The following is a 14,075-nucleotide window of genomic DNA, read 5'->3' on the forward strand; positions in this document are numbered from 1 at the left end:
GAGTTATGAATATTTTTAAAGAAAATAAAGGTTCAATTTTAATAACAGTAATATCCCTTATTGCTATTATTACTGTCTTAATAGGTGTTGGTTCCACTCTGGTAATTTCAGGCAATAAAAAAGTTCATAGTACATCGAACAAAACCCAAGCTCATTATGTTGCCGAAGCAGGAATTGAAGAGGTAATATCAAATCCTTTTTTAATCAATAAAGTTTTAAAATCCTTCAATATTTTCTATAATCCAAGCAATCCAACAACTCCAGCTCCATCACCACCCTGGATATCACTAATTGAAAAACCTTTCCCATTAAACTTCGAAAACAACAAAACTGGAACTTATTCTGTAGAGGGTAAAGTCGATCCTGATTCTATAATTTTTGCTAATGGTGTTCCCCAAGAAGTAAAAATTAAGATTACATCAGAAGGAACAATAATAAATTCAAAAAATGATATTATCTCCATTAAGGAAATAAATTGTAGGATTAAAGTTGATTTAGTAACTTTTTATAATATTGGGCTTAAAAATGCAATTGCTACGAGCAATAGTTTAAACTCTGGCAAGGTATATATTGAATTAGATTCTGGAGTTACCAGTCCAGCAAATGTTTATAGTAATGCAAATATAACGAATATTGCTGGCACTATACCGGGTTCAATTTACGCAAGAGGAGGAGAAGTGATTATTGACAATAATACCATAGTAAATGGTGATGTAGTCGCAAGTGGTCGTGTTCAATTAAATAATAATGCACAAGTTGATGGGAAGGTGGTATCTTCAACCAGTTATGTGGATGTTAATAATAATGCAACAGTTGCAGGTGATACAGTCGGTTACGGTGTCGACAAAAAAGGGAATTCAGTTAATTTAGTTAACTCATCAGTCCATAACGTTTACACAAATAATGGAGAAAGTAGCTTCAATAGTAAAAACTCAAATTATAATTCAATTCAAATATTACCAGCGGAACCAAATTATCCGGCAGATTACCCAATTCCAGATGAAAATCTACCAATTATAACTGACGAAATAAGAGATTTATGGATAAAACAAGCACAAAGTGAAGGAAATATAATTAATGGTGATTTTAATCTGACTACTGATCAGGCAGAATCTATTTCAACAAATACCTTTATTGACGGTAACCTAATACTTGAAAATAATGCAATTTTAAACATTGAAAAAGATGCACTAATTTTTATTACTGGATACATACAAATTGAAAATAACGCAGTTATTAATGGAACGGGTTCTCTTGTTACCGATGATTACTTTATAATTAAAAACAATTCAATTCCAACTTCAATATCACTTATTGCGTTGGGGAGTACAACAGATTCTCAACTCACTAATAATTCAGCGACCACTGGTGCAATATTAGTTCCCAATGGCAATTTGGTCATTAATAATCAGGCAAATATTCATGGTGGTGTTTTCGCAAAATCCATTCCTAGTATTGGAAATAACGCAAAAATTGTTTTTAACCCCAAACTAAACCAAAATCTTCCCCCAACCCAAAATACCACTGAAGTTTTAACATTAGAATCTTGGACTGAAGATATAAATAGCTTGTTTTAATAAAAAAATCCTTTTCCATTTTTATTTTACTAATTTCCATAAATAATTTTCTTTTGCTTATTAAGTAAAATTACATTTCTTTCTTCCAAAATTTTCCTATATCGGCCCATTTCCTTCCTTTCCATCACCTATATATCGAAAGCGATAGATATCTAAATAGCGAGAAAATAAATAGCAAATTTTTCCTAATAGGGTTGAGTTTTTCGAAGTCACTTTTTCTGTAATCAGGTTTATGCCCACATCACTTAATGCATTAGTTTTTCCAGTTGCAAAAAAACCAATAAGTCGGGCTTCTTTATTTTTAAATTCTTAAAGGACAAAAACGGTGGTTCTCTGCATTAGAGCAAATGACCTTCTGTATCGAGATAAATAACTCTCACAAAGTGATCCCCTGCATCTGTAACTTCCTCGGCAATAATAAAAATTAAGCTTTTTCAATCCTCTCGATACTAGCCCTTTTATTAGTTGGTGGTATGAGGATTTATCCTAAGGATTATATTTTCTCCATCGATGAGTTTGACAAGAATTTCCAATTAAGCGTAAAATACCTTTTTAAAAGAATTGACTCATCCAGTTTTATAATAAAGGAGCTTTCTTGATAATTTGAAAAAAACCCATCTTGCTCTAAGGCAATCGATCAGCCCTTTTGTCCAATATGGAGCCACTATTGCTGCTCACCTATTCAAACATCCTCGTTATTTAACAGCTTTTCCTCGACTTTTCTTTCATTTTCAACAATGCAAAAAGCTCCGCCAGAATGAACTCCACAAAGGAGTTACTGTCCCCCTTTTTTTAATCCTTAGCCTCACCAAACGGTGTAATTTGAAGTGTGCAGGATGTTATGCCCATCCTCGAGAAACGTCTTCTCCATCAATCTCATTTGATAGCTGGAAAAAAATTATAAAAGAAGCCAATGACTTGGGGATTTTCGGATTTGTTTTAGCCGGAGGGGAGCCTTTCCTTTTCCCTAATTTAATTGAGCTCCCACAGCTTTTTCCTAACAATCTTTTTGTTTTATTTACCAACGGAACTCTTTGTTCGGAGAAAGACCTCAATCACATGTCACGTACTGCCAATTTAGCGGTTTTTGTCAGTATAGAAGGAGACGAACATCACACCAATAATCGGCGAGGTACAAGTGTTCATCAACATGCCATGCAAACTTTAACCCATGTCATTCAACGGGGAATTCCCTGTGGGATTTCGGTAACGATCACCAAAAATAATTATGACTATTGGATAAAGTCAGAAACTCTTACCGAGTTTATGAAGATGGGCATCCATCTAGGATTTTTCCTTGAATACATACCATCAAGCCAGCTCGACTGTCAGCTACAAATAACTGTCGAAGAACGAGAACGCCTTCATCGTTATATTGAATGGACTCGTGATCATCGTCAGATTTTTTTGGTCCATTCTCCCGGAGATGAAGTGCTTTTTGGAGGCTGTCTCTCGGCCGGTCGTGGCTTTGCTCACGTTACACCGAATGGCGACCTTACACCCTGCCCGGTATCCCAACTGGCTACCCATAATTTAAAAAACTCTAATTTGCGAGAAGGTTTGATGAGCCCATTATTTACCCGAATCAGACAAGATCGCCATCTTTTGGAAACTGAAGGATCTCCTTGTGCTCTTTCGGTTCATACTGAAGAGTTAGCAAAATTAGCAAAAGAAGTTGGTGCGTACCAGAATTCCTGCTGGTAGATGATCCGTCTGGTGTCTTTTACCGGATGACGTGAGAATCCCATCCTTTAAAGTATTTTTAAAAACCAAAGAAATATAAAAGATGAGATCCTCACGGCTTCAAAAAACGAAGCCTCAGGATGACGTCGGCGGCGTCAGATGAGATCCTCACGGCTTCAAAAAACGAAGCCTCAGGATGACCGATTAAAGAATTCATTTGATTGTTTTTTTAGGATAGACATATCATCAATGAAATGATATCATTAAATTCAAGAGGTGATATCATTGAGTAATATCATTCTTAGAGGAATTGACCCAAAAATTCATTTACAATTAAAAAAAGAGGCAAAAAGGAGAAAAATTAGTCTCAATGCTCTTCTTTTAGAATATGTTCTCGATGGTGCCGGATTAACAGACAAGAAAACAAATAAGACTATTTATCATGACCTTGATCCTTTAGCTGGTACCTGGGATAAAAAAGAAGTCAATGAATTTCTTTCATCAATAAAAGATTTTGAAAAAATTGAAAAAGAGCTTTGGGAATGAATATTCTCATTGATACAAATGCCTACGCTTCTTTTAAATACGGTGAGGAAACTACAGTTGCAATTCTTCAGAAAGCTGAGCTTATCGGATTGAGTGTGATTGTCATTGGCGAGCTTTTATCTGGGTTTCGTCTGGGAAAGTATGAAAAACAGAATTGTAAAGAGTTGAATGATTTTATTGCATCTACACGAGTGAGAATTTTATTCATTGATGAAAATACCACATATTATTATTCTATGATTTACCACCAACTCAAAGAAAAAGGGAAACCTATCCCTACCAATGATTTGTGGATAGCGGCAACAGCTTTCCAAAATGGTCTTCCAATATTTACTTATGATCGTCATTTTTCAGAAATTGACGGTTTATTAGTGATCAATTCACCAGAATTATTAATTTAATATAACTTATTGCCAATTAGTTGGAAAAAATAGAATCCCTTTCATTCTCCCTATAGCCAAAGGGAGAGGTTGATAAATAGGGAATTTATTTGCAACTGTATTCACAGGATAGATGTTCATGCTATTTTTGTGGCACCAGATGATGAGAAACCAAGACTCGACATGCCATGGCATGCCGCTACATTAAATTAAAAACCGGGTACAATAAATTTTCGCCAATGCGATATTTAAATTCTTTTGTAGAGAATTGATTTATCAAGTCCATGGATTTACAAATTAGATTTTCCATCAGAGCAAAAGGAGGATTTCTCATTAAAAAATTGAGAGTTTAAAATCTTATAGTATATAATCATTATGTATATTAGGAATGAAATGTAAAAAATCCTTGGCTTAATAAATAAACTTTACGGGTACAAACCAAACAATAAACTGGGGATATACATGGAGATTGATATCCGAACTCTCTCTTTAGTAAATAGCATCACTGCGGTTATTCAAGTCATTGCTTTAACCCTTCAATATATTCTGGTAAAAACCTACCGAGGGATTGGTTGGTGGCTAATAGGATTTTTAATGTTCGCTTTAGGATTCCTATTCGCTCCCCTTCGCGATATCAGTCAAATCAGTCAAATCAGTCAAATCTCAATTTTTTTTCATAATTTAACTCTTATATTAGGAATCGTTTTTTTATATATTGGTTTACTTCGTTTCTTGAATTTAAAAGAAAATAAAAAAATTATCATCTTTATTTTGGTTTCTTATATTTTTCTTTTTACCTTTTTTCTTTATATCCAAGATGACATAACAGCGCGAACGGTTATTTTTTCATCTTTTTCTGCTTTACTCATGTTTTCTATTTCTTTTCGTCTATTAAAAAACCTGGATAAATCCTTAAAAACTTCACAGCTTTTCGTTATGACAATTTTCTTTATACAAGGATGTTTTCTTCTCTTTCGAACCTTTGCCGTTATAACTATTTCACCAGTTTCTGATTTTTTTGCTCCAACCCTTACCCAATCATTAACCTTCCTTTCTTATATCATCATTGGTAATCTCTTCACTTTTGGTTTTATCATAATGGTAAACCAGCGGTTAAACATTGATATGAAAGAAGCCAAAGAACATTTTGAACTTATTTTTAATACCAGTCCTGATGCGGCAATTATTTCCCGTATCGATAATGGAAAAATAGTTAGTGTAAACAACGGCTTCACTAATCTTACCGATTATAATCGCGAGGAAATTATAGGAAAATCAATTCATAAACTTAACATCTGGAAAAACCTAGCTGATCGTCGAAAATTAATTGATGAGGTCTTGAAAAATGGTTTTTGCAATAATTTTGAGTCTGAGTTTTTGAAAAAAGATGGTACTCAAATATTTGGTATCGTATCAGCCAAAACTATGATCCTTCATAGTATCCCCCACATTTTGAGTGTTACTCGTGATATTACCATTCGAAAAAATGCTTTAGAAGCTTTGAAAAAAAGCGAAGAACGTTACCATTCTCTCTTTGAAAATATGATTGATGGATATGCTTATTGTGAAATGGTATATGGCAAACAGAATCAACCAGTTGATTTTATCTATCTCGAAGTAAATAAAGCATTTGAACGCTTAACCGGTCTTCAAAACGTTGCAGGTAAACCGGTTAGTGAAGTAATTCCAGGAATCTTGGATATGAATCCTGAATTATTAGATACTTATAGTCGAGTCGCTCTAAGTGGAGAATCAGAAAGTTTTGAGGTTTTCTTTAAACCTTTGAATATTTGGTTGGACATATCGGTTTACAGCCCTTCAAAAAATTATTTTGTTGCAGTCTTCGAAAATATCACCGATCGGAAAAAAGCCGAGGAAGAATTGCAATATCTTGCTTCAATTGACGGATTAACCGGTATTTATAACCGCCTCTTTTTTATTAAAGCTTGTGAAAACGAATTAATCCGGTTTCATCGTTACGGAAAAACCTTTACGTTTTTAATGATGGACATCGATAACTTTAAATCTATCAACGATCAATATGGCCATCTCTCTGGAGACCAGGTTTTACAATCCTTCGTTAAAACCATCGGAAAAGAAATCCGCAATGTTGACACATTGGGAAGATTGGGTGGAGAAGAATTTGGAATATTATTCATAGAAACTACGGTTAAAGAAGGCTTAAAAACCGCCAAAAGAATCCAGAATGCTTTAGAAAATACCGAAATACAACTTAACTCCGATCAAAGTATAACCACCAAAGTCAGTATGGGTCTTACTGAGGTTAATTCTGAAGACACCAATTTTGATTCGATTATTTCCCGGGCAGATCAAGCTCTTTATAAAGCAAAAAAATTAGGGAAAAACCGTATTGAGGTTTCTGAATGAATTTTGTGCTGAAAAGCTGAATGGGATGTCTATCCTGAAAATACCATCTTATAAATTCCCCCATTGAGGGGGGATAAAGGGGGGTGTGCCTTTAATCGGTCATCCTGAGCCCTCGCTTTTTGAGGGCGTGAGGATCTCATCTTTTAAGTTTTTTCTTCATAAATACTTTAAATGATGAGATTCTTACGTCGTCCGGCAAAAACACCGGACTCCTCAGAATGACTAAGTGGATGGTAGAGATTGCCACGTCGCACAAGACGCTCCTCGCAATGACGGATTTAGATAGGTATTTTCATCCTCATCTGGTGCTGCGAAAGCAGCATGAAGGTCTATCCTGAAAATACCATCAAATGAATTCTTTAATCCGTCATCCTGAGGATTCGCTTTGCGAATCCGTGAGGATCTCATCCTTTAATTATTTTTTAAAAAAATTTTCTCAATGAGATTGCCACGTCGCTGTGCTCTTCGCAATGACCGAGCAGGAATAAATTCAAATCCCCCTAACCCCCTTTGCTAAAGGGGGAAACGATTCCTGGGTAAGTATTTTCATCATCAATTGGTGCTTCGAAAGCAGCATGAAAGTCTATTCTGCTGTTCAACAGTCCAGGAGGAAACCCCTCCTTAAAGTTTAACTCCTTTTTATTTAATATTTTCCTTAGGAAAAACCAACCATTAACATGTCAACGATATTTTTAATCTTTGGATTTTCATATTCTTCAATCTTTCCAGCGTCGCAATACTCTGAAAGAACGGGATCAATTGGAAGTTCACCCAAAAATGGAATCTGCAGCTGAGTGCTGATATCCTTGCCTTTGGGTTGTCCAAAAGGATAAATAATTTCCTGACATTTTGGACATTGAATGAAACTCATATTTTCCACCAATCCTAACACCGGCTTTTGGAGTTGTTGAACCATATGAATGGCTTTTTTTACAATCATAAAAGCTAAATCTTGAGGCGAAGAAACAATCACAGCTCCATCCAACGGCATACTCTGCAGAACAGTGAGTGGAACATCACCAGTTCCCGGGGGCATATCAAGGATAAGAAAATCCAAATCAGACCAAAGAACCTCATTCCAAAAGTCCTGGATGGCTTTGCTTAAGAGTGGGCCACGCCAAATCACTGGTTGATCTGGTCTCTCCAGCAGAAGGTTGATAGAGATAACTTGTATTTTATATTTTTCAGTTTCTACTGGAAATATTCCGGCTTCATTTATAGTTGGCCGTATATTAACGATCCCAAACATAGTTGGAACACTAGGTCCGGTTATATCGGCATCCATGATTCCAACCTTAAGCCCTCTTCGGGCCATTTCTACTGTTAACAACGCCGAAACTGAGCTTTTCCCGACTCCTCCCTTACCGCTCATAACGGCTATCGTTCGATTAATATTTGGATTCAGTTCCATAGTTTAGGTCTCCTCATTTTTTAGTTTTAAAAATTAAAAATTCTATCCTGAAAATACACTAACACTAAAAATACCATTATCCCGAGTGGTGCTTTCCCGCGTGAGGTCTCATCAACCCAATCCGTCATTGCGAGACCTCGTTTTTTGAGGTCGTGGCAATCTCTTGAGTCATCTTTATTATTTGTAGGATTGAGAAATTATGGAATTGTGGAATCGGAATGAATAAGATTCTTATAATGTCCGGTAAAAAACACTGGACTCCTCAGAATGAAAGAACGGCTAAATGAGATTGCCACGTCACTTCGTTCCTCGCAATGACGGAGCAGTAAAAACTCAAATCCCCCTTACCCCCTTTGCTAAAGGGGGAACTAGTTTTTCCCTCGCCCCTTCGTGGGAGAGGGTCAGGGTGAGGGGGCAACTCGTTTTCATCTTCATCTGGTGCTGCTAGGCAGCATGAGAGTCTATCCGGTAAATTTTTTTAAAAAATCAATGCTTTGCATGACCCCATCCCGATCAAGCTCTGGCTCCAAAGAAACATATTTTGAGTATTGATCATTTTTCATATGTTGAAATATTTCTTGATAAGGAATATCTCCGTTCCCTAAAACTGAAAGATTATACATGCCATTTTTATGTTCGAAATCCTTGATATGCAAACTAAAAAGATGGGACTTAATAATTTCATATTCGTCGACTAAAGGAGCATCGGAGTATTCTTTTACCCAATCAAACTCCATGGAACGATAACTATTCCCCACATCCCAAAGTAATCTCAAGTAATTGTTTTTCATAACGCTGGTTAAATGAAAAGTCATAGTACCGCGAGGCAAATAAGAGAAGGGACAATTTTCTATAACCAACGGTATTTGATTGTTTTCCGCAATTTGCACCGGTTTGGAGAGCTTATCTGCAATGTCAGATATAAGCTCCATCGCTCGGGAAGGTACTCCTTCCTTTTCGATTCGGAAAGGAAAGATGCGAATGCAATCGGCACTAATTCTTTTTCCAATATCTATACACCATTCTAATTTATTGAGATGATTTTCAAAGGTATTATCATAGGTAAGAAAGCTGTCGCTAAATTTTTCGAGACTTGACACATCATGGTAAAGAGGACACATCAAAAATAAAGTGCTGGATAAGCAAGAAACCCGAAGGTGATATTTATTTATAGTCTGTGCCATTCGGTCTACTTCATCATGAGTGAGGTCTTCTATGGTTTTTCCCCATAGTGAGTGGATTTCAAGATATTGAAAACCCCACTTATATGCCTGAAATACCGCTTTATCAAAATCCATATCGATCTGATCAGTAATAATGGCTTTTTTCATTATGCTATCTCCTTTAAAAAATTAAAAAGTGTCACCTCATTCTTCTCTATTCACGTTCTTACGCATAAAATATTGATAACTTTGGTAACTCAAGCGCTTTATTTTTTCATTCGCTAAAAGATCATCAATAAACTCCCAGTTTAAATGTGCTTTTCTTAAAAAATCACGAACGGCATCTTCACGCATGGGATGTACTGAAATAATAGCCAAAAAATCTTCTTCGACTTTTTCCCCTATAGTAAAATCATTCCCCTCATAATTGATGAGAAGCTCGACTTTTGGAATTTTATCATTCCGGGTATAGATTTGATAAGCATTTAAAAAAACCTTTTCTTCCGGAAGGGTAACCCAGTTTTTAACCGGCGGTCGAATGGGAGCTGAAATAAATGCGGTTGTTACCCTAAGTTCACCAATGAACTGAGCAATTAATTCTATATTCTCCTCTGAATCATTCAATCCCTTCACTAACATCGATTCAGTAATAATCTGACCGGTAAAATTTTTAGCAAAAGCTTTCAAACCAAAGATAAATTCCTCCCAATTTAACTCATCAACAGGTTGGTTAACCTGTTTCCAAACAGCCGGGGATCCACTGTCAATTTTAAGAGAAACTAAGTCACAGTTCGATAAAGAATTTCGTATTCGTTCATTTCTCAGCAAAGTGCCATTGGTGATCACGGCAATTTTTATCTTGAGGTCTCGAAGCAAATCGATGGTTTCACCAAGATTTTTATCTAAGGTTGGTTCGCCATCGGCAACAAAAGTCAGATAATCAATTTTTTCATTTTTTTCCAATAATCTTTGCAGCTTCTCCTGAACTGATTGAAATATTTGATTTGGCGAATAATAGTCAGCAGCTTTTAAATGCTGATACCGTGTTTCTCCTAATTGGCAATATACACAGTTATAAGGACAGTGTTTAAAAGGGATATTGTTTATGCCCAGGCTTCTTCCTAACCGTCGTGATGGAACTGGTCCAAAAACTATCATATTGGTTTGCTCTTTCTTTTATTTTTAGAATAAAAACAACTCACATTAAAATTTTAAAACCATTCAACTATAGTCCCAACTCCCGCATGAATACAATTGGTTCCATAGATCTCATGAGCAAGGTCAATACCAGCAAAACCAGTACAATGACAAGGAGCAATCTTTTCTACTCCCATTTTTTTCAAGTTTTGAAAAATTGATTGTATCTCATCATCATCGCTATGGCAAAGATGAAATCCGCCCAAAGCCGCACCAATGGTTTGACCTGTAACATCTATTGCAGTTGATATCATTTTTTCCAATCCCGGATGACAACATCCTCCGATAAAAAGAGCCTTCTCCCTACCTCGAGCAGCTAACCCTTGCTCAGGAATAATACCTTTGATTTCACCAGTAGAAAAAAGCCCGGGAAGAATCTCCATTCCTTTGGTTACCTCTTTTAATAATAACCTCGGAGCAGGAAAATTTTCTCGAAAAGCTGTGGTAAAAGAAGGAAGGATTAAAATCTCCAAATCATTTCGAAAAGATACCATTGTCTTCGCTCCACCAACATGGTCATAATGTTCATGAGAAAGAATTACCTTTTCAATGGTTGATGGATCTATATTTAACTGTTTCATGTTTTGAAGCAAGAGAGGACCACTTTCTCCGGTATCAAAAAGTACTCTTCTCCCTTCATGATTTTCAACTAGGCAAGAAAAGCCGTGGGAAGAAAGGAGGTCGTCTCGGGTTGTTTGATTGTCATATAAAATTGTCATAGTAAAGAATGGATGTTGCATTTTATTCACTCCGTTCGGGAATTGACTGTCTGGAAAAAATTTACTAACTGATTCCATATGTTCAATATCTGCTGAGAAAAAATACTATTTGGATTATATTCATAAGTAGATAAACCAATAGTCATTGACTTTACAACATCATCACTAAAGGGGATTTCAGCTACTAAAGGAAGGTTATTATCCTGGCAAAATTTCTTAATTTTATTGGTATTTTCTAAGCTTAAATCAGATTTATTCACCACTACCCATGCTTCTATCTGGAAATGTTTAGCTAATGCCCATATTCTTCCCAAATCATGAATTCCGCTTAAAGTGGGTTCGGTCACTAAAAGAGCTAAATCACAACCGGTGATGCTAGCAATGACTGGACATCCAATGCCGGGTGCACCATCGATTAATATAAATTCAACCCCTTTTTCTTTGGCATATTGTTCAGCTTTTTCACGAATTGCTGTAACCATCTTTCCGGAGTTTTCTCCACCGGGTAGCAATCTCCCATGATAAAGGTTGTTTTTCCACCGGGTTATCGATGCCGATAGATAGCCACTGGTATGAGGTTCCATGGTAATGGCTTCAACCAAACAAAGGTAGGCACAAAGCCCACATCCTTCACACTTAATAGGATCGACATATGGGTAATCTAAAGATAGAGATATGGCATCAAATTGACAGGGACCCAAACAAGCTAAACACTGCTGGCATCGATCGGGATGAACCAGAGCTTTTTTGCTTGAAACAAAAGATTGATGAAAAAATTGTTCAGGATCAGCAACTAATGCTAAGTTAGGAGCATCAACATCGGCATCGACGAGAACCGCTCTCTTTTTTGCCAATGATGCTAATGAGGCGGTTACTGATGTCTTACCGGTGCCACCCTTCCCACTCAATATCGCAATTTGTTTCATAATTAAAACTCCTCTGGGTACTCAAATTTGTTTCTATCCAATAAATATAGTGAGAAGTAAATTGTGAGTAGTAAATAGTACAAATAATCACTCTCATACCAACCTTCTCCCATTTTCTTTTTTCCTCTCCCCTGGCGGAAGAACCATTTCTCTCTTTTTTCCTCTCCCCTGGTGGGAGAGGATTAAGGTGAGGGGGGAAACTTGGATATCTTCTGAAAGCTTCATTTTAAAACACCAACCCTGGATCTGAATCCAGGGTTTTCATCCTCATCCTAACCTTCTCCCAACAAGGAAGAAGAATTGAAGCCTAATTCTTGGTTTCTATTCTTTTAAAAATCGCTAAAAGCTCTTGAGCATAATTGTTTTCTCCATCTATAAGGGTCATGCCTTGAGCGTATTTTTCTCCAATCGACTTTTCAAATGGTATTCTCCCTAAAATTTCAATACCTTTTTCCCGACAAAAAACTTCGGTTTTATTTCCGTCTAAACCATGTTTATTGATGATAACCCCAAATGGAATATGAAGTTCTTCGATAACGGCAACTGCCATTTTAAGGTCTGAGAAACCAAAAGGTGTTGGCTCAGTAACCAATAAACAATAGTCAGTATCTTCAACCGCTGCTACGAGTGCACAACCTGTTCCAGGTGGACAATCAATAATAATAACTTGATTCGACTCTTGGGGAAGATTCTTTTTTAAAACATTAATAATCACAGGAGATCTCGGCTCCCCAATATTCAGAATTCCTCGTCTAAAATCAATACCATCCGAAGTCTTCCCCTTTTCTATTGTACCTTTTATCGTTTGATCCTTTTCAATGGCTGCCTGTGGGCAAACCACCCGACATCCTTGACAGCTATGACAAAGCTCCGGGAAAAAAAGTATTTTCTTGTTCACTAAAGCCAACGCATTATAGGCACAAAATTCAACACATTTTCCACAACCATCACATCGATCTTCTATCACCAAAGGAGTAAACGAGGTTACGGTTTGGTTCTCAAAAAAGTCGGGTTTTAAAAAAAAATGAGCGTTTGGTGCTTCTACGTCTGCATCAAGAAATATTACCGACTTTGATCGCGAAATAGTTTGTGCCAAACTCGTCGCGATTAGTGTTTTGCCGGTTCCTCCTTTTCCGCTGGCTACCGCAATTTTCATGATGGTGTTATACCTTCTCGAACCATATTTGTTCCACATTGCGGACACTTAACCTGAAAACAGGGGACGCCTGGTTGGTGTGGAACTTTGGTTCCACACTGTGGACATACACAAACTCCACCCGGACCGGCTCCTGCTCCACCTCCTCGTCCCATCCCTTTTCCTCCACCACCTGAAGATCGATTCCCTAATCCACGCATCGTTTTATCCTCCTTTTCAACTATTTCAAACCAAAATGAGAAGAAACATTCGCTTGAGTTGTAGGAGTCAACTTCCCATTTTTAAAATCATTAAGTGCCGATTCTCCCGTCCCGCTATTATTAATATAGACTTTAATTCCTGCCTCATTCAATACTTTTGAGGCATTGGGACCCATATTTCCTGTTAGGATTGCTTTAACTCCTCGATCAACCATAAACTGAGCGGTTTGAATTCCAGCTCCACCTCCCGCCGAAATCTGCGGATTGGGAATGGCTTCTACCTCATTTGTTTCATCATCGACAATTAAAAAATACTGGCATCGGCCAAATCTGGGATCGAGGTCATCTTTAAGAGTCTTTCCTTGCGAAGTAATTACGATTTTCATAATATATCCTTCCTTCCTTCGTGGATTCATATGAGAAGGAGTTTATTCTCCCTCTCGCCATCTTCCTTTCGGTATTTTCTTCCTGGTGGAAAAACTCACCTTCTTGCTATCCTCTCTTCTGTTCGTAAAGAAAAAAGGTGAAGCGGAAAAGCCTATTTTCAATCCTTTGTGGCACCACACCTGTGGTATGAGAGTTTATCCTGAAAATACCGGAACCAATTTTATAACTAACTCTTTAAGAACAACCAACCAGAACCTCAACCAAGGCTTTCACCCTCATCCTCACCTTCTCCCATTAAGGGAGAAGAACTCTGAATCGTCATTGCGAGGACGTGGCAATCTC

Annotated in this window: 13 protein-coding genes; 5 read left to right on the forward strand and 8 right to left on the reverse strand. The window is 37.0% G+C overall.

Translation table 11 applies throughout. The annotated features are described in order from the left end of the window. Positions 1-5: 5 nt before the first annotated feature. From RT761_RS01185 to RT761_RS01205, 5 genes are all read left to right on the forward strand, one after another. Positions 6-1,577, forward strand: a complete 1,572-nt coding sequence (locus RT761_RS01185) for an autotransporter outer membrane beta-barrel domain-containing protein (RefSeq protein WP_218112272.1) — start codon at positions 6-8, stop codon at positions 1,575-1,577. Between the two features lie 603 nt (positions 1,578-2,180). Continuing rightward, on the forward strand, positions 2,181-3,281 hold the full coding sequence (locus tag RT761_RS01190) for a radical SAM/SPASM domain-containing protein (RefSeq protein ID WP_218112273.1): 1,101 nt from the start codon (positions 2,181-2,183) through the stop codon (positions 3,279-3,281). Between the two features lie 264 nt (positions 3,282-3,545). Continuing rightward, positions 3,546-3,806: a hypothetical protein gene (locus tag RT761_RS01195; protein ID WP_218112274.1), complete on the forward strand. Its 261-nt coding sequence runs from the start codon at positions 3,546-3,548 to the stop codon at positions 3,804-3,806. Then, positions 3,803-4,207 (forward strand): type II toxin-antitoxin system VapC family toxin, encoded by a 405-nt coding sequence (locus tag RT761_RS01200; RefSeq protein ID WP_218112275.1) that lies wholly within the window; start codon positions 3,803-3,805, stop codon positions 4,205-4,207. The genes RT761_RS01195 and RT761_RS01200 overlap by 4 nt, the downstream gene beginning before the upstream one ends. 441 nt (positions 4,208-4,648) lie before the next feature. Beyond that, on the forward strand, positions 4,649-6,574 hold the full coding sequence (locus RT761_RS01205; RefSeq protein WP_218112276.1) for a diguanylate cyclase: 1,926 nt from the start codon (positions 4,649-4,651) through the stop codon (positions 6,572-6,574). A 655-nt stretch (positions 6,575-7,229) separates the two neighbouring features. Here the strand turns inward: RT761_RS01205 and RT761_RS01210 are convergent. From RT761_RS01210 to RT761_RS01245, 8 genes are all read right to left on the reverse strand, one after another. Next, positions 7,230-7,985, reverse strand: coding sequence for an Mrp/NBP35 family ATP-binding protein (locus tag RT761_RS01210; RefSeq protein ID WP_218112277.1), 756 nt, complete (start codon positions 7,983-7,985; stop codon positions 7,230-7,232). 461 nt (positions 7,986-8,446) lie between these two features. Next, positions 8,447-9,316, reverse strand: coding sequence for a sugar phosphate isomerase/epimerase family protein (locus RT761_RS01215; RefSeq protein ID WP_218112278.1), 870 nt, complete (start codon positions 9,314-9,316; stop codon positions 8,447-8,449). Between the two features lie 36 nt (positions 9,317-9,352). After that, positions 9,353-10,306 (reverse strand): radical SAM protein, encoded by a 954-nt coding sequence (locus tag RT761_RS01220; protein WP_218112279.1) that lies wholly within the window; start codon positions 10,304-10,306, stop codon positions 9,353-9,355. Between the two features lie 53 nt (positions 10,307-10,359). Beyond that, the gene (locus RT761_RS01225) at positions 10,360-11,085 is read right to left on the reverse strand and encodes an MBL fold metallo-hydrolase (RefSeq protein ID WP_218112280.1); all 726 of its coding nucleotides are present in this window, start codon (positions 11,083-11,085) and stop codon (positions 10,360-10,362) included. A gap of 5 nt (positions 11,086-11,090) precedes the next feature. After that, on the reverse strand, positions 11,091-11,990 hold the full coding sequence (locus tag RT761_RS01230) for an ATP-binding protein (RefSeq protein WP_218112281.1): 900 nt from the start codon (positions 11,988-11,990) through the stop codon (positions 11,091-11,093). Positions 11,991-12,297: 307 nt separating this feature from the next. Then, positions 12,298-13,146, reverse strand: coding sequence for a nucleotide-binding protein (locus tag RT761_RS01235; RefSeq protein WP_218112282.1), 849 nt, complete (start codon positions 13,144-13,146; stop codon positions 12,298-12,300). Further along, on the reverse strand, positions 13,143-13,346 hold the full coding sequence (locus RT761_RS01240) for a hypothetical protein (RefSeq protein ID WP_218112283.1): 204 nt from the start codon (positions 13,344-13,346) through the stop codon (positions 13,143-13,145). Before RT761_RS01240 ends, RT761_RS01235 begins: the two co-directional genes overlap by 4 nt. A gap of 20 nt (positions 13,347-13,366) precedes the next feature. Further along, a complete protein-coding gene (locus tag RT761_RS01245; protein WP_218112284.1) occupies positions 13,367-13,732 on the reverse strand; it encodes a NifB/NifX family molybdenum-iron cluster-binding protein in 366 nt (121 codons plus the stop codon). Positions 13,733-14,075: the final 343 nt, after the last annotated feature.

Origin of the sequence: Atribacter laminatus (assembly GCF_015775515.1) — a bacterium.
In the GTDB taxonomy this organism is placed as follows: Bacteria; Atribacterota; Atribacteria; order Atribacterales; family Atribacteraceae; genus Atribacter; species Atribacter laminatus.